The sequence below is a fragment of the Lactiplantibacillus paraxiangfangensis genome (genome assembly GCF_036246185.1).
Classification (GTDB): Bacteria; Bacillota; Bacilli; order Lactobacillales; family Lactobacillaceae; genus Lactiplantibacillus; species Lactiplantibacillus paraxiangfangensis.
This window is the reverse complement of record NZ_BTPW01000008.1, coordinates 55,664-74,241: the sequence shown is the minus strand read 5'-3', so window position 1 is coordinate 74,241 and position 18,578 is coordinate 55,664. Positions and strand designations below refer to the sequence as shown.

General features: G+C 42.9%; 18 protein-coding genes. All 18 read right to left on the bottom strand.

The features are described from left to right. Position 1: 1 nt before the first annotated feature. Entirely contained in the window at positions 2–433 is a 432-nt protein-coding gene (locus tag AAA939_RS05705) for a DUF1617 family protein (protein ID WP_338230556.1), read from the bottom strand. Beyond that, complete coding sequence (locus tag AAA939_RS05700) at positions 433–4,536, bottom strand: hypothetical protein (RefSeq protein ID WP_338230553.1); 4,104 nt, start codon at positions 4,534–4,536, stop codon at positions 433–435. The genes AAA939_RS05705 and AAA939_RS05700 overlap by 1 nt, the downstream gene beginning before the upstream one ends. 13 nt (positions 4,537–4,549) lie before the next feature. Next, positions 4,550–4,912 (bottom strand): DUF6711 family protein, encoded by a 363-nt coding sequence (locus tag AAA939_RS05695; RefSeq protein WP_338208356.1) that lies wholly within the window; start codon positions 4,910–4,912, stop codon positions 4,550–4,552. Between the two features lie 13 nt (positions 4,913–4,925). Next, entirely contained in the window at positions 4,926–11,036 is a 6,111-nt protein-coding gene (locus tag AAA939_RS05690) for a phage tail protein (protein WP_338208354.1), read from the bottom strand. 15 nt (positions 11,037–11,051) lie between these two features. Continuing rightward, the gene (locus AAA939_RS05685; RefSeq protein ID WP_338230573.1) at positions 11,052–11,330 is read right to left on the bottom strand and encodes a hypothetical protein; all 279 of its coding nucleotides are present in this window, start codon (positions 11,328–11,330) and stop codon (positions 11,052–11,054) included. Between the two features lie 95 nt (positions 11,331–11,425). Further along, positions 11,426–11,827 carry a DUF6096 family protein gene (locus AAA939_RS05680; protein WP_338208350.1) on the bottom strand — a complete coding sequence of 134 codons (402 nt, stop codon included), beginning with the start codon at positions 11,825–11,827 and terminating at the stop codon, positions 11,426–11,428. A 100-nt stretch (positions 11,828–11,927) separates the two neighbouring features. Continuing rightward, positions 11,928–12,419 carry a phage tail tube protein gene (locus AAA939_RS05675; RefSeq protein ID WP_338208348.1) on the bottom strand — a complete coding sequence of 164 codons (492 nt, stop codon included), beginning with the start codon at positions 12,417–12,419 and terminating at the stop codon, positions 11,928–11,930. A gap of 15 nt (positions 12,420–12,434) precedes the next feature. After that, entirely contained in the window at positions 12,435–12,800 is a 366-nt protein-coding gene (locus tag AAA939_RS05670; protein ID WP_338208346.1) for a hypothetical protein, read from the bottom strand. Beyond that, a complete protein-coding gene (locus AAA939_RS05665; RefSeq protein WP_338208344.1) occupies positions 12,801–13,352 on the bottom strand; it encodes an HK97 gp10 family phage protein in 552 nt (183 codons plus the stop codon). Next, complete coding sequence (locus AAA939_RS05660; RefSeq protein ID WP_338208342.1) at positions 13,345–13,704, bottom strand: hypothetical protein; 360 nt, start codon at positions 13,702–13,704, stop codon at positions 13,345–13,347. Before AAA939_RS05660 ends, AAA939_RS05665 begins: the two co-directional genes overlap by 8 nt. Further along, entirely contained in the window at positions 13,701–14,036 is a 336-nt protein-coding gene (locus tag AAA939_RS05655; RefSeq protein WP_338208340.1) for a phage head-tail connector protein, read from the bottom strand. The genes AAA939_RS05660 and AAA939_RS05655 overlap by 4 nt, the downstream gene beginning before the upstream one ends. Positions 14,037–14,047: 11 nt before the next feature. After that, on the bottom strand, positions 14,048–14,224 hold the full coding sequence (locus AAA939_RS05650; protein WP_338208338.1) for a conjugal transfer protein: 177 nt from the start codon (positions 14,222–14,224) through the stop codon (positions 14,048–14,050). An 11-nt stretch (positions 14,225–14,235) separates the two neighbouring features. Further along, complete coding sequence (locus AAA939_RS05645) at positions 14,236–15,249, bottom strand: major capsid protein (protein WP_338208336.1); 1,014 nt, start codon at positions 15,247–15,249, stop codon at positions 14,236–14,238. Positions 15,250–15,266: 17 nt separating this feature from the next. Beyond that, a complete protein-coding gene (locus AAA939_RS05640; protein WP_338208335.1) occupies positions 15,267–15,614 on the bottom strand; it encodes a hypothetical protein in 348 nt (115 codons plus the stop codon). 13 nt (positions 15,615–15,627) lie between these two features. Beyond that, complete coding sequence (locus AAA939_RS05635) at positions 15,628–16,293, bottom strand: capsid assembly scaffolding protein Gp46 family protein (RefSeq protein ID WP_338208333.1); 666 nt, start codon at positions 16,291–16,293, stop codon at positions 15,628–15,630. A gap of 168 nt (positions 16,294–16,461) precedes the next feature. Then, positions 16,462–16,620 (bottom strand): hypothetical protein, encoded by a 159-nt coding sequence (locus AAA939_RS05630; RefSeq protein ID WP_338208331.1) that lies wholly within the window; start codon positions 16,618–16,620, stop codon positions 16,462–16,464. A gap of 24 nt (positions 16,621–16,644) precedes the next feature. Continuing rightward, the gene (locus AAA939_RS05625; RefSeq protein WP_338208330.1) at positions 16,645–16,818 is read right to left on the bottom strand and encodes a hypothetical protein; all 174 of its coding nucleotides are present in this window, start codon (positions 16,816–16,818) and stop codon (positions 16,645–16,647) included. Further along, positions 16,808–18,526: a minor capsid protein gene (locus AAA939_RS05620; RefSeq protein WP_338230551.1), complete on the bottom strand. Its 1,719-nt coding sequence runs from the start codon at positions 18,524–18,526 to the stop codon at positions 16,808–16,810. Before AAA939_RS05620 ends, AAA939_RS05625 begins: the two co-directional genes overlap by 11 nt. Between the last annotated feature and the right edge of the window lie 52 nt (positions 18,527–18,578).

The following is an 18,578-nucleotide window of genomic DNA, read 5'->3' as shown; positions in this document are numbered from 1 at the left end:
ATTACTTCCCTGCCTTTTCATCAAACTTGACTTCGAGTGCATCGCATAACGCTGCATAGATTGTGGCTTCATCTCCTGACAATTCAAGCTTACAATCCTTTAAAATATCTTGAACATCACGCTTGTGATCCGTATAAGTAGACTTATTGACTTCGGCTTGTTCCCCCATTAGTTTTCGGTATGCGTCGTTATATTCTGAAATGTTATCTGGTTTAAGCTTGTAATTGCCATTTTCAACAACGAATTCACCGTCATCGTCTTTGATGGCATATTCGTTCAATAAATCCTTTTGAGCATCAATCAGACCTTTAACTGCATCCTTTAGTGCCCGGATAAAACGTGTCCGCGCCATTGATTGGTAACCTGCTAGCGGCATACGCTGCATCAATGATACGGCACCGTTTAAGTATTGATTTTCTAAAGTGAATTTCATTATGAAGCCTCCAGTTTTTGTTTTAATTTATCGATTTCTTCTTGCTGCTGTTTGATAAGCGGTAGTAAAGCTACTGCGATACGATCGTACTGAATCCCTTCCAGTCCGCCCTGCTGGTTTCTAACAACTAAATGTTCCAATCCGGCCGCTGCTAAATCCTCGGCAATCATCCCATAATTAAGTTTTGGAACTGGTTGGCTAGGGTCATCGTTGTAACGAGCAATACTTGCTTTATCCATCCATGTAGCTGTTGGAACTTCCAGCAACTTTTCACCATAGTCAGTTGAGTAATTACGACTGATATTAACCTTGTATTTCGATGCTGAGGTTGAGCGAACAAGCGCTCCATCATCAGCCACGACCAAGTTTGGAGATGAACTAGTTGTTCGAACACTGGCTGATTTTATGTGGACGTAATCTGCATTCATATAAATCCGACTGCCAAATCCATGGATACCATCGTTACTACCAATAAAGATATAAGAAGAGTCATTCACACCATATTTATCCCACGTAGTGACTTGACCACCAGAGATAAAAACGCCTCTCTCTGCCCCACCAATTTTAGTAGGTTGCCATCCGCCTAGTCCTTGCCCGGTCGATATTCCGCTGAATTTTTCCATCCCTAATGGTGAAGAAAAAATACTGCCATCGTTAGCTGAATTCGCTAAAACTGCATAATCACGACCAACAAATGATGCACCAGCAAACGACGCACCAGAAACACTATTGCTTATTCTTAAATATGGACTTGATTCAGTATCAAATAATTTAGGCTCAACGAATTGCATCTCTCCGTTTTTCATCATTATTCTGGTATCTCCGTTGGCTACTGACATATAGCCAGCGTCCACATTAATATCGATATTGTTACTAAGCGAATGAATCCGACCTTTTTGGAAACTAACTTCACCGGTATTCAAGTTAATTTGCAAGTTACTCCCCGTCAGCGTACCTGTCGTAATGTGCGAGGCATTCAAATTAGTAACATTTACGTTTTGACCGTTCAGCGTACCAGTCGTAATCTTGTCGGCACTAAGCGAAGTAATGGCGGCGGCCGGGATAAACGCCTGTCCGCTAAAGACAACTGATGACGCATCCATAAAGATTTTATTTGACTGAATAAGTGTATGACCAGCGTCCACATTTATCTGACTCATTAAGCTACCCTTTGTGACACGCAAATTAATGGCATCCTGCATTTGAGTAATTTGTGATGAGCTAACATTATCTTGTTGGTACAGCCCAACTGTAGCCGATTGAACTAGCATCGGTTGCACCCATGCACTATGAGAAGTTCCTTGCGACCCAAACTGCATACAAACTGTTTTTGCGCTGGAAGGTGGTATAACACCTTCGATTTTGTAGAGCTGTAACTTCCCACCACCGAGAACGGCGTTTTGCTCTTTATATCCTACGCGGGTGCCGTTAGCGTCGAAAAATGAAATGTTGAAAAATCCTTTTACAGCATGATTGATATTCATACTAATTGAGGCGGAATAGGGAATTGATAAATCATCGCCAACAGGAACCCGTTTGGAACTCATAATTTTATATAGCGAGTTAGAACTATCTGTAAAATTAATTGCGACCCCGAAAGAACCGTTAATCGAAGCCCAAGCCTGATTGGTGTTATAAAAGGTGTCGTGTGACCATCCTTCCATACTGTTCTCAAATTCGCTGTTGTAAATAAGATTTTTTTGCCCCAATCCACCAATTAGGCTTGTATATTGATTTGCCAATAAAGATTGCTTTGCTACCACTCCATTAACTGGGTCTGAAACAGTAACCTCCACACCTTTCACGGTCTGTTCAATACTTGATAATGCTGTAGTTGTGGCATTATCTGATGGATTAATGCAGAAATCCGTTGCTACACTACCCACTTCTAATTTAGGGCAGGCATAAACAATCCCTCCCGGTCCGCCAATTCCAAATTGAATGGCAATCTTGTGATTTAAAGCATACTTTTCAGCATCGACTTTCAAAATTAATCGAGTCCAGCCACTTGTTTTATCTATCACCTGTGACACCCAATTAACGGAAATACCGTCATTGCCATCCCATATACGTAGAAGTGCAGTTACCGAATTTTCACCAGCAGGTTTAGCATAAACACTGAACACATATTCTCTATTGACGTAATCAAAATACTGTTTGAAGTCCCGATTGCCATTACTATTATTTAAAATCTGGAACCCATAATCGGCCAGCATTCCTTCAATGGGCACAAATGATCCAACACCATCCCCACCAGACGTTATAGCCCAGTTCGTTGCATTAGGTTGATAGATGGGGTTCATCATGTTCTTGTTATTCGGATTTGTGTTGTGTAAAAGATTCGTCCCCACTGCGCTACTATTCACTTGTGATTGTACGCTTGATACTGTTGAAGTAATCGAGCTAGCAGTGGTGCTAATTTGTCCTTGCGTCCATGATTGCGTGGCATAACCGTTTAATTGTGATGTTAGCTCTGAATGACTGACAGTTTGAGCTACTTGGTCATTCATAACTTTCAATGAACCCTCTGCAGTAGTTACCCGACCAGCGACTGCGTCAACGTCGGTTTGATTCGCTTTAAGTAACAGTGACTTAGCCGTTTTATCGATATCTGCCGTGTTCGTCGTTACCTTATCTACTAGACCATTTGCATCATTCAAAGCTTGTAGGGCGTTTGTCATCGCTGTTCCGGCATCCGCATGGGCTTTTAAAGCAGTGTCCTTAGCAAAACCGGCAGTATCGGCAATTGTATTGGCAGTCGCTACAGCATTATTAGCAGCTACTACTGCTTCCGCTGATTCCTGAGAAGCAGCATCGACCTTGGCTCGCACCTCTTCGCCGGTTGAATCGGACACGGTTAACATCCACTTTCCAGTGCCGTCACTTTGCCGCTCGTATGTCCACAGCTCAACTTTATTACCATTTTGCTTGTACCAGATATCGTTAAACTTGGCCGTATACGGCGGTTCAGTAGTATCCGTGCCATAAATATAATTACCTGAAGCGCCTTGACGCCCGCCCAAGTCCGCAATCGTCTGTGATAACTGACCTCGCCAGGCATAATTGCTACTAGAGGTTGAAGTCTGGTCTGCTTTAGAAACTGCCGACAAGCTACCATCAAACGTCAGCGTATAGCCATTGTTGGGTACATTAAACTTGTTGCCTTTCGTATCCTGTAGCGTCAACCAGTCACCAGCTTCAATGGCTGGATTGCCAAACCAGTTCAAACTAAACGGATAAAAATTTACACTTTTAATTTGTGACCAAATCACTTGTAAGCGGTCCGCTGTCATTAAATTATTAGTCAGTTTAATTTGTGAGCCGGATGTTGATCCCGCCTGCAGCGTACTAGTAATCTCGCTACTTTGTCCCGTTGAGTCGTTTGTACTCGTCGTAACCTCACATTGAATCCCGCCAATCGTGTAAGGTGCTTCATTTTTGGTTAATCCGCCTTGTTCGTACTGGCTCGGGTCTAGCGTGTAGTCCGGCTCCGCAATCGTTCGAATTGTCAGCTTGCCTTCCCGGTCAAACGTCACAAAGCCAGCATAGAATTGCGCAATCATCCCGATTGCATTTCGATAAGTCTGGCCGGTAATCGCACTCGGTAAATCAGCCTGGACCGGTAATCGGCTAATATCCTCCGTGTTCAACGGCACCCCTGATAAATTAGCGATTTCTGCAATCACATTTACCATTTTGGCTGGATAAGCTAGCTTAGATACATAGTTGCCTTCCAATAAGCACATTTGGTCATAAGCCTTGATGGTCGTCTCATCATTGTTCCGGTCCATTTGAATATCGTCAGATACAATAAAGACACCCAGTGAGCTATATTCATAACCACTCGATGTCTTAACACCAATCTTTGCTACTGTTGCCATCCCGGGCTTTAATCCTTCAACTAAATGCGAGAACTTAATCGCAATACTGTTTTCATAGTTTGAACCAATTCCAAACGTATCCCCAGTGTATCCACCAGCATCGTATGAAATGGAAACTATATCAGTTGTTTTGTAATCAATTTTATTGATTGTGACAACGGCATCTAAAATACGTTCCGTCGTTTTCCATGCGGCTAGGGCTAAATCAGATTGCTTAATCATTCAATTTACCCCCTTACTGTTCAATAAAATCCATCGAGACGTTTTGCCAAACATAATCCGATGTTGCCGGATTAAGTGTGTAAACTGGCGCAGTCCGATCACCTACATAAAACGTTTTAGTCACCACAGCGCCCTCTTGCGGGTCTAAATACGAGCAAGAAAAAAACTGTCCGGAGACAGCCTTTAAAATTGCACTATTCTCAGCCAGTGTTAGTGGCCCCCATTTAACAGTCAGTTTGCGCTTAATGGCTACTCGATCTCGATGGAGTAATCCATTCGCGTCACGAGACGCTTTAGCATCAATATCTTGAATAATAACTTCAAGGGACTGCGGTGATTTAACCGCTGTCCCACCAATTTTTAGTGAATACGTCAATCGTAATCATCTCCTATAATCTCAACATGTTCTTTCCATTCTTTTGGTTAACGGCGTTGATGCCTTTTACTGCAGCTTCACCAAACTTCTCATTGCCAACTTGTAATGTCAAATGAACGTCAATCGGTTGCGTACCCGTTGATTGCCCACCAACATTAGCCATTTGCAAACCTTGAAGCAACGCATTAACAATAGTCGGGCCAAGCTCATTAATTCCACCACTGCTAACGTTTTGAGTGCTCGTTGTGGATGGCATGCTGCCTAAGCTACTCAAATTAGTTTGTTGGGTCAATGCAGCTGGCATTTGAAGACCATCACCAAATGTTTTACCCATAAAGCTAAGTGCTTGGCGGATTAATTGCATAGAACGTGGCACATCGGTCAACGGCAGTACCATTTCAGGCTTATTGCCTTCAAATAACGGGTACAATCCTTCTTCAGTACCAAGTCCACCCGTTTCATACCCGTGTCCATGTCCAAGAAATCCTAATGCAGATCCGTAACGATTCTTTGCGTAGTGTAATCCAGCTAAAATACTGTCATATCCATTGAAAATATTTTTATGACCACTAAATGCGTTTCCAAGGAATGTCGACCGCTTCGTTTGCATCAAGCCTAATGCTGGTCCGGAACCATCACCGTCAGGGTCAGCACCCGGTTGACGTGCCATCGGATTACCGCCGCTTTCAGTTTGAATTTGACTAAGAACTTTAGCAATCATCGCTGGGCTAGTACTCAATCCGTTGGCAGCTAACCCTTTACGAACATAGTCACGCCAACGGTTTACCGAACTTCCGCCCGGGTTATTCAAGTTACCACCGGCTTCAGTGCTGTATTTTTTGAGAATGCCACTGATGAAGCTCTTAGCATTATCAACACTGAAATCAACCATGCTTTTAGCAATATCTAACGGGTAACCACTTAGTCCCGTGAATTTGACAAACTTTTGCATAGCAGCCTTTAAGATACGATCAGGATGCTTGAAATCATCAAATAATGATTCGATTGCATCGCCTGCACTATCAACAAACCCGCCGACAGCACTCCCAATACCATCAAACAAATTACCGAAATTAAAGTTGCCAAAATTGAAATTACCGAAGTCACCCAAATCACCTAGCCCACTAAAATCAAAACTGATGTCAGGCATATCAAATTTTAGGTTGGACAAACCAGATAGGTCAAAATCGAAATCACCAATACCATCGGCATAATGTGGAACCATCCGCTTAGCCACTTGAGTAGCGTTCATAATCTGCGTGTTCTGTGGCAGACTAACCATCAAGTCACGCACCTTTGGAAAGAGCCCAGTCTTACCATTAGACAGCTTATACGCTTCCTGGTAAATGGATCCCGGCTGGTCATTAACTAGTGCGGGACCGCCCTTATGACGACCACCCTTAGCAAACTTAGGCACACTCCAATGATGCATCGCGTTGGCTTTACCAGAAGCACCAACATGGCTAAGGATCCACTTGATACCATCAATAACGCCGTTCACTGCTTTACCAATAGTTGAAACAATTCCATTAGCAATAGCGGCTGAGCCCGCTTTAACGTCACGCCAACCAGAAGATAGCCCTTTACCAATCTTTCCACCTAAGCCACCAGCCCAGTCAGAAAGCTTTTTGGAAGTACCAGACCGAAAATCAGAAACCCAGTTGCCTAGTTTAGAACCTGCACTTTTTGCTAAGCTTTTCGCACCGTTAATTCCTGAGTTTGCTTTACTACCTAACGAGCTAGCCCATGATGACAATGTTTTACTAGACTTACTTCTAAAATCATTGACCCAGCTACCAATGGAAGTACCGGCCTTTTGCGCCGCGTGTTTTCCATCACTAACCTTGTTTTTGATATTTCCACCAATACCAGAGGCCCACGACTTGATGCCTTTTATAGCACCGTTAGTTTTGTCAGTAAATTCGGAAGTCCACGATCCGATGTTCTTACCAGCTTTTTTGGCTAAGTCCTTACCGTCACTAACTTTCTGATGAATGTTTTTGCCAATTCCAGAGGCCCATTTGTTTATCGTCTTTTTAGTTCCAGAGATAAAGTCAGATGTCCATGTACCAATATTTTCACCGGCCTTTTGGAACGTCTTCTTAGCGTCTGAAATATGTCCACTGACCTTTTTACCTACACCTTTGGCCCAATCAGCGGCTTTGCCAGGTAACTTAGCCGCCCATTTAAGAATATTCCTACCCGTCTTTGTATCCTTTAAGAACCATGCAGCAACTGTTCCGATAGGATTAACAATGAAGTCAATGACCTTAGTCCAATTCTTTTGAATCCAAGTAAGAGAGTCACCAAACCATTTGGTGATACTCTTCCAAACTGCATTACAGAAATCACGAAACTTCTTATTGTGTTTATACAGTGCGACGAATCCCGCAACTAATCCGGCAATTGCTAGTACTACTAGGGCAACGGGATTAGCATCCATTACTGCATTAAAAATAGCTTGACCTGCTGCAGCAAGCTTAGACCAGATGGACCAGTCTTTAATCGCTTTAACACCCTCAATTAATTTCACCCAACTGAGTTTAGCGAGAGCCTTTGCATACCCGATAAAGTCAACGAACTTAGTCCAACTCAATTTGGCTAAATCCTTTAGCACTGATCCAGCCTTCATGAATCCCGACCATCCAAGTTTAGCTAAGCTTTTTGCACCATCAACATAGGTCATAAATCCAGACCAAGTTGCCTTAGCCAAATCTTTTAACAATGCGCCGGTCTTAGTGAAACTAGACCACGTAAGTGATGCTAATCCTTTAGCATCACTTACGAAGTTATGCCAGTTATCCACCACTAAAGTCTTAGATACTTGCCAAATACTTTTAACATTTTTTACACCTTCCTTTAAATCAGAAAGGCCTGTAATTTTGCCAAAAAATTCAGATAGTAGATGTTTATTAGCAGATAGCGCGGTTGCTTTATCAACTAAAGTTCCGATAAATCCAGTTGCCTTATTAAAGACACTAGTTGAAACCTTAATCATAAACATCGTTAATAAGACTTTAGCCATTGCTTCAACAGCTTTATGATGTTTATCGACCCAACTAGATACACCATCTAGCGCACTAGCAAGTTTCTTTAGCGTACCGACAATTATTCCACCAGTCCACTTTGCTAATGGCTTTAGGAAAGAATCCCACAACCATTTGAACGCTGGTGTAGCAGCAGAAACAATACTGTGTACTAATTTAAGTGCCGCCGCAAACGCATCAAAGAATGCGGGAATTAAATTTGTGATCGTATACTTAGCCAACGGTAATAGGATGTTCTGGTAGCCCCAATCAAGGCCATCCCAAACGTCCTTAACAACGGGCCGAATAGCTTTGAGTAATCTATCGATTGACTGTAACAAAGGCGTGAAATCTAGCTTAGAAGCCCATTTGACAGTTGCACCCGCCATATCATTTAAGGCACCAAGCATGTCGTTAACCATACCAAGCAACGTCTTAAAGATAGATGAGCCAACATTCCCATGTTTCCAAGCTTTATCGAATTGACCACCGAGAGCACTAATTGTATTAAAAATATTCGTAAATATCTTATACAAATCCGAAGCAATCTTTTCACCAGCACCACTATTCCAAGCATTACGAAACGCCACTGCAATATTATCAAGTACCTTGATAACAGCATTTAGTGCATTCAGAATCGACTGGATCAGTTTAGTGCCAGTATTACCATGCTTCCAAGCAATATCAAATGCTTTAGCAATATCGCCGATGATTCGTACAATATTCGTGGCTAAGGTAATCAGATTAGCAAAAATCCGTTCACCTAAGTTACCGCCATTCCAAGCATCTCGAAATGAGGTAGCAATATCATGAATCAGCTTAAGGACGTCATTTAACGAGTTAAAGATAGCTTGAATTAAGCGGGTACCACGACCGCCGCCACCTTCCCACGCTTGTGAGAATGCTTTAGCAATATCACCAACGATATTCAACATATCAGCCAATAGTTGCAGAATTGCTTCTACGGTCTTTTGACCAGTACCATTGTCCCAGACATGCATGAACGACCGACCCACGTCACCAAGCGCACGTTCAACCTCTTTCCACGCATACTTAGCAGCATCAGTTACGGTCTTGCCATTAGTGTCCCATGCGGCTTTCATCGGATCGAATAGCTCGCCTAAGATTTTTTGTAACTTTTTAGCAGCAGCGGCTGCACTGTTAAACGATTGCCCTAACGGTGCTCCAAAATCTAGTCCACCCGCATCAGTCCCAGCACCGTCAGATGTTTGTAGCGGTGTCGATTCTGGTGTTGTCTGAGTTGGTGTTGATTCCGGTGAATCCTGTTTGGCTTGTGGTGTAAAGGTCTGTTTGGCCTTCTTATCATAAGTAGAATCATCATCATTACTTTTATCCAGAACATTTAACTCATCAAATCCCATTAGGGACTGCATTAGCTCTTTGTTTTTTTTCTTGGTTGCCTCCATCGCAGCTTGTGACTTTTTATTAGCGGCTGTAATAGCAGCGTTAGCAGACCGAACCTTGGCAGCTCCTTCTCGGTTTGACTCCGCAATTTGCCGGTTAGCTTCACGAACGGACACCGCTTGTGCCTGGTTCTGCTTTCTAATTTCGGCATTAGCTTCACGGACAGAACGAGCCTGTGCCTGATTCTGCTTCGTGATTTCGGCATTGGCCTTCTTGACGGAGGCGGAAGCCTTGCTAGAAGCTGCTGCAGTATCATTGAGTGCCTTAGACTGTTCGTACAATCCCTGAGCACCCTGACGTGCTTTGGAGTAGCTCATACCCGTTAGTGCCGAACTGAATTGTGCCAACCACGATGTAGCCTTTGAGAGTGCCGACATCAACGAGTTGACCGCTGGCAATACAAAATTATATATCGGGTAAAATGCCGTCATTAGATTAACTTTGATTTGGTTTAAGCTGCTAGCAAATTGAGCATTCGTTTTAAAAGCAGTCATCATCCCAGTGGCCAGTTGTGTCAGTCCCTGGTATAGCAAACCGAACACAATTAATTGGGAAGGTAAGTACTTCAATTGTTGAACAATCCCGCCCATTGAAGAACTGGCTCGCTTAGCACTAGATGACGCCTTATTCATGGAAGAACTGCTACTACTACCAAAGTTTCGAATCCGGCTAGTGGCATTTGAAATACCACTAGCCATCCGTTTAAACCAGTTAGTTGGCCCTTTGCCGCTACCTGACGCTTTGTTCGTAGCGCCATTTGCAGCATTACCGAACCGATTCATCTGATTAGCTGAGCGACTGGCAGCAGTACTAGATTCACCCAATTCAGTATCAAGTTTACCGATAACGGATTTAAGTGCATCCCCACGATCAGAAACATATGCATAAGACTTATTTAACTGGTCGTTGGAGTTGATCAGTTTATTCATCTTGTCGCGAGTACTCATAATACTTTTATCTAGGGAGTTGCTCTGTTTGGTCAGCTTGTCACTAGCACCCATCGTTTTAATTGAATCTTGGACGTCTCGTTGTGCTGACGCTAAATTTTTCAACTGACGCCGATAGGTTTCAATCTTGGATTCGTTCTGGTCCATGGCTTTAGCAATCTGGCTCAATGATTCTGGTACTTCCTTAAACTCACTCCGCATTGATTGTGCTAAGTTTTTAGCTTGATTTTGATAACGTGTCATCTTCGCTTGAGCCGAAGCAATTTGATTATCGAACTTAACACCTTCTGAACCAGACTGCTGTGCAGTACTTAATGAGCTCTTACGATTCATCAAGTCGCGCATTTTAGCTTGTGCTGCCCGTGCTTGATTCATCTTAGAATTGATTTCCGCTACAATCGCTTCAAGGTCCTGTTTAATCTTGCCTTGACTACCATCAAACATTTTACTGGTAGCCTGTCCGACCTTACTTGAACCAGTAGAAGCAACGGACTTCATTTTGTTAAATGAACCACTCATTTTCTCAGTGATTTGACTTAGCTGCTCTTGAATCTTAGCTAATCCTTTAGACAAGTCCATCGATTCAGCAGTCTTATTAGCGCCTGACTTAGCAGCGTCGGCCGTTCGTCCCATGAACTTATCGACCATTGGTTGAATCTTCTCAAATTGTTTTTCCATTTGGTCAGTATTGACCTTGAATAACATCTCAAGTTCTTCTAGTTCCACGTTATCGCCTCCTTCCTATGTATTTTTTAGTTGCCGTAACGTTTTAATTTTCTGGGCTTGCTTCATCAATTCCATTTGGTCCTGTTGCCACTCAGTAGTTGGTTTGGCCTGCTTAGGTGCCGTGTCTTGGATAAACGGATAGGCTTCTTCAAGCTTTGGCATCTTAGCCGGGTCATTCAGTGCGAAGGCCATCATCTCGGATTGTTTGTGATCCATGACGGCACGCTCCCGCAGTGACTGAATTCGATTATGATTGTTGGCAATAATCTGAACCATTAGTTCCTCGAAGTCCAATTCCCAATAGGTTTCGGAATCAATGCCAGACTGAACTGCTAACGGGTAAATAGCACGGAGCAAGTCCGAAATAGTCTCATAATGCTCAGTATCGTCTACAGAGCTGAGTCCTGATCCGCTGGTTCGCTGTCCAGCGTCGTTTCCGATTCCGTATTCGTCTTTGAACCCGAAGCCGTCTTGCCGAAAAAACCTGATTCTTGGAATAAATCAGTTAACACGGCAAAGAGGTCCATTGGTGCATGTCCTTGTTCAAAGTACTTTTCAAATGCCTTAATGATGTCCTGTTCAGTTACACCATGAGTTTGATTGGCACCTTGTAAAACAATCAGCATTTCATTAATAGGTGGTAACTTCATTGAGCCATCACCACTCATAAATAGTGACATCATCGACTTACCTAAACGTTTTTCAATATTAATAATGTTTCGGCCCGTTAGTTTTAGTTCAAGTTGGGTACCGCCTAAATCGATTTTCTTAGTTGCTTGTTTTGCTGTCATAATCTGATTCCTCCATTATTTTTAAATCGTCTCATATCAGCTTTACAGCCTACTCGTCTCTTGCTCAATTGCTTAGTTAGTTGGATAAAATGTGACTGTCTTAAGCTCCGGTACTGGCACTACTGGGTGCAGGCGTAAAGTCTGGCCCTTCAGACGTGATAATTGAAATCGTGAAGTCCATAGCACCATTGACTGCAACGTTACCGACTTTGACTGTATAAGAACCGGTAAAAGTAGCAGTCATCCCGTCTGGGTACGTGACTTTGAACTTGTACTGTTTATTGTCACCATCGTGCGCAAGCGCAGTAGCAAAGTTAGCACCCTTATAAACAACACCGAACGCTAACGTTGACGTATTTTGAATACCAGGGACACTCTTCTTCTTAGTGTCTGATAAATCAGTCACATCAATATTTTCTGGATCGGCACCCATATCAGGAATTGTTTTGACACCGGCAATATCAGCGAATTCTGTACCATCCGTTGACATCGCCAGTGTGGTACCAGTTGCGGCAAGCCCCGCACTCGCGTCCGCCGTTGCACCGGCAAAACGTTGTAAATCAAATGCTAATAATGATTCCTTTGTTTTCAATCTAAAAACTTCCTTTCATTTTTGAAAAACTCTATGATTTTCGTTATCGACAAGCCCGGTAAGTGTAATCACTGCACGATTAACACCCGCTAAGTTTTGTTCACTCACAGTATTAGAAAAGCCCGCAGCGCTAAATAGCGTTGTGAGCTCATCGATAATACTTGTTAAACTACCTTGGTCCGTGAATAGATCAATTACAATCTTCCAATCCGTTCGCAATTCCTGCATATTAGCATCACGAAAATTAGCACTGTGGGTCGTCGAATAGACTGCGATTGGATACACCGTGAATTTATCTGGGTAGGTGGTTGCTACACATTTAATAGCCTTCACTGACGATAATGTTTTGAACGCAAACGCCTTAACGTTATACAATTCCATCTAAGCGCCCCCCAGCTTATCTTTCAACTCATCGTTGACCCGCTGCTTAACAATGGCATTGGCTTCGCCACTGACCTGTTTTAAGGCCGGTGTCATAAATTGGCGTGCTGGTTGCCCATTCGTCCGATAGAAAAACTTCCCATTAATTTCGATTTTTGGCATCCCATAGATGGCATTTAAATCAATGTCCACATCATCAGCTGGAATAAACCAAGGCGTTTGCCTGTATGACGGCTCAAAACCATCGGAAAGGTCTTTCGGCGACGCTTGTCCAACACGGCCAGTCCCAAGTTCACGAAACAAAGCAACTGGGTCATCGGACCATATCCGGCCAACTAGCTTACCTTCTTTATCAACAACCTCATATTTAATACTCCGGGACAATTCGCCATTGCCGTGCTTTACACTCGACTGCAATTCTTGAATAGCGTATCCCGCAGCCTTCTCGGCAACGTCAAAACTACTATCCCACAATGCGTCGTGTGTAATCTGAGGAAGCTTAGCTAACTTAGCTTTGAGACTGTCATAGCCCTTCCACTCAATATCAGCCATTAACTTCACTTCCCTTATTACGGCGCTCAATTGTAATATTCTTATGTGTGCTAAACGTTTGGATTGAATTAATTAGATAATCAGGATCAGCATCTTTGCTAACACTCACGCAAAGGCCCCAGCTTTCCTGTTTACCCTCATTAATCAAATCACCCTGGTATTTACACGATTTAATATACTTGAGATCCTTGCCCCATATTTGAGCATTCACGGCGCCACCAGCGCTCTGAACATTCATTCTAAGCTCAACTGGATCATCCCAATCACCAGTGATAAAGTTGCCTTCATCATCTTGGCCAGACTTGGGTGCCCGTAAATAAACTGTTTGCAAGTCAGTCAATCGCAGTCTCATGAGAATCGCCTCGTTTTGGCCACACGGTAGCGTGCGAGTGATGCTTGAATATTGGCAGGAATACCAGCTTCAAACGTTTGTGATACGCCGCCTTCCGTGCGAGAGCTTTCACCCTCATCGCCTTGCTGATTGTACATCACAATAGCTAGACGCTTGGCCTGAATTAAGATGGCATTAGTCAGCTTGGATTGAGTGTAGTCAAGACACATTTGTATAGCATCATTGAATAAATCAGCAACAATTTGGCCATCACTCGAGCTTGAATCAACGCTGAGTCGTGTCATTAATTTTTTTAACTGCCCCTCTTTATCGGGTGGGCTTGGAATTGACATCACCATCACTCCTATTCGTCGTCTTCGACCTCTTCTTCATCTTCGGCCGTTTTATCGTCTTTCTTTACCTTATCAAGGCAGACAAAAAGCTCACCGTTAAACACTTCTTGCGCAATGGTGAGCTCCTCGCCCTTTAAATATCGTTTATCGTTATAGCGAATCGGAAAATCTTTAACACGTACACGCATTTAAATCACCCCTAGGCTAATACTTGAGCTTGGAAAACTTCATCAGCAGCAGCGAATGCTGGTAGTGCAATAGCAGACGCCTTTTCAAACGTACCAATTGGATCATGCGATTCGGTATAAATCATGTCATAGACGTTACCGACGGAACTAACTTGAGCTGCTGATCCATTAAATTGAGCTAATTCTTCTGGAGTTGGCCCAAACACTTTGTTGCCCAATGGATCATCGTTCATAAGCACAATTCGGTTTTCTGGGAAGTAACGGCTAGACTTACCCTTGGGGTCTTTATACTTTTGATCGTAAGTCCGAATGATTGGTAAGCCTTGGGCCTGCATAAATGCATCAAAGTCAGCTTGCCCCAAGGCCCGTGTAGATGTACCAAACACGGCTTGTAGTACCTTAGCATTAGTCGTAATTTGACGGTAAGCTTTGCGACTAGTTAGTGCCCGGGTTGGCGTGATATCCATTGCATCGCACCAACGCGTAATATCGCCAAGAATGTCGGCATCGGTACCATCCCAAGTTTTCGTACCAGTTAAAGCTTCTTGGTGAGCTTCTGGAACGCCGTAATCCAGTTCGATATTAAGCTTACCTTGTTCATCAGCTAACATCGTTTTACCGGTGGCAAGCACTTCCATCGCCATCTTTTCAACTCGTGATAATACACCTTGATTTAAGACGTCAAAGTCATTAAATACATGCTTCTTTAAGTAAGCAGCTTCGGCTGGTGTTCGTGGATTGAGTAAGGCATACAAATCTTGTTCCTTAATCTGCATCTTTCGCTTGATTAAAGCTAATTCAATTGCTTGTCCAGCTGCTGAACGATTACCAATTTCTGCTTCGGCATCAAACGCTGCGACAGAGGCAATCACTGGAATCCGTGTTTCACGATTTAGAACATCGAAAGTCAGCGAATTGACTTTAGTAGATGGAAATAATTCGTCACCTAAAAAGGCCGGGTATTGCCGGTCTAACGAAAAATCAATTAAATCAGGTTGTGAGAATAATTCTGCAATAGTAGTCATTTACTTGTTCCTCCTTCTTAAGCTTCCGCGGTAGCTGCAGCAGCATCAACAAAAGTAATCTTTGCTAATGCTGTTGCTGCAGTCGCATCTGGCTTAACTGGTAATTTATCACCATATAAATATCCTTCAACAATCACACCAACCGGTTGCGCCCCGTTAGTGACATCAACTTCATCAATCGTAACTCCTTCGGCCTTAGCGTCATTTGTTGGATAGACAGTCCCAGCCGGGATAACTTTGTGCCCCCGTGGATCTGTCTTCACCGCATAACTGGTACTATCAACTTGGCGTGGAAATGATACAAATTTACTTGATGCCAAGAAATTAATTTGATTAACTGTTTCTTTTGCTTGTACATAAGCCATAATCTAATTCCTCCTATTTTGTGTCCCAAATACTGGACTTACCTGCTTGCTGATTCTTGTTTAATTGGTCGGCCACTGAGGCGCCTTCTGACTTCTTACTGCTACCAGTACCCGCTAGCGGTGTCGTACTTGAGTCAGCAATGCGTTTGTCAATCGCCTTTTGCAATGAATCGGTGAACACTTTGCTAACATTTTTGTATGCTTCATCCAGACCGTCATCATCCGCTAGTACGCTCTCACCGAATACGGAAACGAGTCCAACCGGCAAATTATCGGCGCCTAATTTTTCTGTAATCTTAGAACGATTTTCAACAATATTGCCATGACGTTTGGCGTCAGCAAGCTGCTTTGTAAGCTCATCTTTTTCATAATTAGCTTTCTCTAAGTCAGACATTTTACTGATATCTTTTTCCTTCTGTGCATCAGTCGCTTTTTTCTCATCATGCGTTTTTAATGCAGTAGCAATCAGCTTATCAGTGTAAGATTGAAGTTCCTTTTCGCTTGTGAACGATTTAAATGGCTTATTTTCATCACTATCAGATTGGTTTCCATCTTGATTGGTATCGCCATTTTGTGCCGTAGCAGCCGAATCATCGCCGGATTGGTCACCACCAGCTTGACCGCCGTCTCCATCGCCATCAGCAAACAGCTGTAAGTTCAGTTTTAGTAACTTTTTCATGTTATGAATCCTCCTGCCCACGCATTTCTGATAAATCAGGCCGCAAAAAAGCACCCCATGCATTGCCATACAACCCCACACATTGTGCTAATCATTCCCGCGGCATCTTTAAAAGACCCACGCATGCTATTAAGTTTGAGTAGTTTAGTGACATGCTGAGGTCAATTACTATCCAAATAAAATTGCAATCGTCCAACACACTGTGGCAGCAATACAAACTGCCGCAAATTGCTGATACTTTTGACGGTCACCCAATAAATCTCCATTAAAAAGACCCAACAGTGATAAAACTACCGTTAGGCCCATTACTATTTGAAATCCAAGCATCTAGGCAACCTCCGATTTCAATTATTATTTTAATGAATGTACAACTTTTTCAATATCCTTTAACTCAATATATATCGTATCCCAGTCACTGGGGTCACTTCCAATATCGGCCTCAAACTGATTTTCATCAAACACTTCCACAATAACAGCAGGTCGCCCATCTTTTAAAATCACTTCATCATATGGTTTAATCTTCATGTTTAACCTCCGTTATAAACGCCGTTGTCATTCGCATGGTATCATCATTCGATAATATCCACGCTGTTCGCATATTTAGCGGCTTATTATCATGATTGTATATAACAATATCTTGTTGATACCTTAATCCATAGCCGGCATCACCTTTATTAACCGCTGGATATTTAGCACTAGCTTTAATGATAATGGTTTGCAATTTTTGATAATTATGAATATCGATTCCAAGTTCCTTGGTAATCAATTGCCCCTTTGCCCATCCTTTAGCATTGGGATTGAATAAATACTTCGTAAACTTTTCATCTGGCAAAATTAAGTTGCCCTGATTTGGCAAAGCTAACTCCGGATGATTTTTGAGTCGATTTTGACGTAGATAATCAACATGTAAATTTCGCCAATCTCTTGTTTTATTATACTTCATCTCTTGAAACTTATCGAAGTCTGGCATGTGTTTTTTATCAATAAATTCAGCCATCGTGTCATATAGTTCTTTGTCCGGATGAAAGTGAGCAACATTGTAATTTAATGCTGTAATGTTGTCTTCACCGTATTTATCAACGAGAGCCTGCTCCCAGTCATGATAGGTAGCGTTCGGATCAAGCTTGATAGTTCCGCCACTGATTGGATCATTAGCAGTGCGCTTCAACTTGTACGGACTGTTCGGCAAATAGATGACTGCAATCGTCCGGCAATTTGGGTGAAATGGCGGGAAGGTTACTCCCATCACGGCCCGTTCAACGTTCATCACTTTGCCATCAATGTCCCGGCAAAAATTAGATGTTCGCATGTCTAATACGGCTACTAACTTGTATTGCTTAACGCCGCGTTGCTTCCAAATATCGAGGTTGGTCTTATTATGGAAGTAGTTGGCTTCGGTTCGAATTAAAGTCTTTGCTCGCGCCACACTGGCACCAAACTCATCAGCCAGTGCCCTTGCCATATCACGTTCACGCATGCCACTCATTTGTTGAGCTGTAAATAGCTCATTAACGCGTTCGGCAAGCTTGTCGGTGTTATGCCAAATCCGTTGTGAGAAGTTGCGGCCGTACCACGGCGTATCTAGCGCAGCCTTAACATATTTACCGGATAGCTCTTTAAATCCATTAACTGCTGGATCAGGTTGCACATTAACTGTGGTAATCTCTTTGCCAGTCTTTGGATCCGTAATAACATGCTTTCCCGGTTTACGCGTGCCCCTGGATTGCTTAGAAACCTCAACGTCTTTATTAAAATTATCCAGTAGGCCATCAGCATTAACTTGATTAAAGGCATCTTGAATAACTTTAGTGTACAGGTCCGCAGACTTATCTAGCTCAACACTAGCAGCCTGCTTAGCTGCAATGTAACTCTTAGCCTTTAACTCTTCAAGCCGTGTGATACGGCCCTTAGCGGCCATTGAAGACAAGTACTTGTTAACTTGCTTTTTGGACTCTTTATCACTGACATTGTCGGCCAATGCCCGAAGTGTAACTAACTCAGTTGGGCTGACAGTCGTGTTCAATATCTGTTTGGCTTCCACCTCAGTATAATCGCCATCCGTAAAATAGCGCCGGTAAATTTGATTGACCTCACCAGTCAGATAGTTCTGAGCACGGATGTAAGCCCGTGTAATTGTCGGAATAACATCATTAGCTGCATCGTGCGCATGCTGCTCGTTGTAAACTGCTCGGAGTTGCCAGTAATTAAGCTTATGCTTATTGTCATCAGCCATGGCCTCGCCTCCTGACTACAGCAAAATGTATAGCAGACAGAGCGTTAAAATT

Coding starts and splice junctions, on each gene's coding strand:
- AAA939_RS05705 (WP_338230556.1), bottom strand. CDS start 433: ATGAAATTCACTTTAGAAAATCAATACTTAAACGGTGCCGTATCATTG.
- AAA939_RS05700 (WP_338230553.1), bottom strand. CDS start 4,536: ATGATTAAGCAATCTGATTTAGCCCTAGCCGCATGGAAAACGACGGAA.
- AAA939_RS05680 (WP_338208350.1), bottom strand. CDS start 11,827: ATGACAGCAAAACAAGCAACTAAGAAAATCGATTTAGGCGGTACCCAA.
- AAA939_RS05670 (WP_338208346.1), bottom strand. CDS start 12,800: ATGGAATTGTATAACGTTAAGGCGTTTGCGTTCAAAACATTATCGTCA.
- AAA939_RS05665 (WP_338208344.1), bottom strand. CDS start 13,352: ATGGCTGATATTGAGTGGAAGGGCTATGACAGTCTCAAAGCTAAGTTA.
- AAA939_RS05660 (WP_338208342.1), bottom strand. CDS start 13,704: ATGAGACTGCGATTGACTGACTTGCAAACAGTTTATTTACGGGCACCC.
- AAA939_RS05655 (WP_338208340.1), bottom strand. CDS start 14,036: ATGTCAATTCCAAGCCCACCCGATAAAGAGGGGCAGTTAAAAAAATTA.
- AAA939_RS05650 (WP_338208338.1), bottom strand. CDS start 14,224: ATGCGTGTACGTGTTAAAGATTTTCCGATTCGCTATAACGATAAACGA.
- AAA939_RS05645 (WP_338208336.1), bottom strand. CDS start 15,249: ATGACTACTATTGCAGAATTATTCTCACAACCTGATTTAATTGATTTT.
- AAA939_RS05640 (WP_338208335.1), bottom strand. CDS start 15,614: ATGGCTTATGTACAAGCAAAAGAAACAGTTAATCAAATTAATTTCTTG.
- AAA939_RS05635 (WP_338208333.1), bottom strand. CDS start 16,293: ATGAAAAAGTTACTAAAACTGAACTTACAGCTGTTTGCTGATGGCGAT.
- AAA939_RS05630 (WP_338208331.1), bottom strand. CDS start 16,620: ATGCTTGGATTTCAAATAGTAATGGGCCTAACGGTAGTTTTATCACTG.
- AAA939_RS05625 (WP_338208330.1), bottom strand. CDS start 16,818: ATGAAGATTAAACCATATGATGAAGTGATTTTAAAAGATGGGCGACCT.
- AAA939_RS05620 (WP_338230551.1), bottom strand. CDS start 18,526: ATGGCTGATGACAATAAGCATAAGCTTAATTACTGGCAACTCCGAGCA.